Source organism: Microvirga sp. P4_G7 (assembly GCF_056401005.1).
Genome location: NZ_JBFUKD010001008.1, coordinates 1 through 974, shown reverse-complemented (window position 1 = coordinate 974; position 974 = coordinate 1). Strand labels below are relative to the sequence as shown.

The window sequence follows — 974 nt, the reverse complement described above, 5'->3', positions numbered from 1 at the left end:
ATCACCAAGAAGGGTGTGCTGAAAGCCGATGCGTTCTACGCGGGCGCGAAGGCGCACGACGGGTCCGATCGCATCATCTACGATGCCAAGAAGGGCGCGCTCTACTACGACGCCGACGGCACCGGCGCGACCGCGCAGATCCAGATCGCGACGCTCTCGAAGAACCTCAAGATGACCTACAGGGATTTTTTCGTGGTTTGATGATTGCGGCCCTTGGGCCCAAAGCGCGCGACGGCGACATCAAGATGCCATCATTGCGGACCTCAATAATGTCAGCAGGAACGTGCGATCCAACGGTGATCGAAGTGTTCTGAAACATCGTTGATGATCGGGAGCTGGGCTCGACGTCCTGAGGCGCAAGCCTCATTCAGGAGGTGGTAGCCATGTCTACAGCATTCCGTGTGACTCTTACAGGCAATCAGCAAGTTCCCCCTGTCGCAACATCGGCCAGCGGCGTCGGGACCGTCGTCTTCAGTGACGTCGCGGTCGCCGCCGCGTATTCGATCCGGGTCAATGGCTTGGATTTCGGACCGGCGACCGGAAAACCGTCCCAGACTCCGAGCACGGCCGATGACGTCGGTGGCATCCACGTGCACAACGCGCCGCGTGGAGCGAATGGAGCGATCGTATTCGGGCAGATCGATCCGGCTCAGGACAACGACGATCTAAAGGTCGTGTTGAATGCGGACAATTCATGGACGGTCAGTGGCAACTGGGAATTGTCGGATCCCGCCGGCACGTCGATTTCCGCATTTGCGGCTCAATTGAACGCGACGCCGATCGGAGCCGACGCGCCTTTGTACTTCAATATCCACACCAGTCCATTTCCGTCCGGAATCATCCGGGGACAATGGGTCGCCATTGCCAATGATGCGGGCAACACGGTCGTTGGGACCGCCGGAGCAGATTCTTTGCCTGGCCTCGGCGGCAACGATATCTTGCTCGGCCTCGGCGGCGCCGACACTCTGGATGGA

At 59.5% G+C, this 974-nt stretch carries 1 protein-coding gene and 1 pseudogene; both read left to right on the top strand.

Going from position 1 to position 974, the window contains the following annotated elements; all coding sequences use genetic code 11:
- Window positions 1-201, top strand: a pseudogene (locus AC1DT3_RS22600) (calcium-binding protein); the annotation flags it as partial.
- A 182-nt stretch (window positions 202-383) separates the two neighbouring features.
- Window positions 384-974, top strand: a 591-nt coding sequence (locus tag AC1DT3_RS22595; protein ID WP_477467407.1) for a CHRD domain-containing protein, incomplete at its 3' end; no start/stop codon positions are given.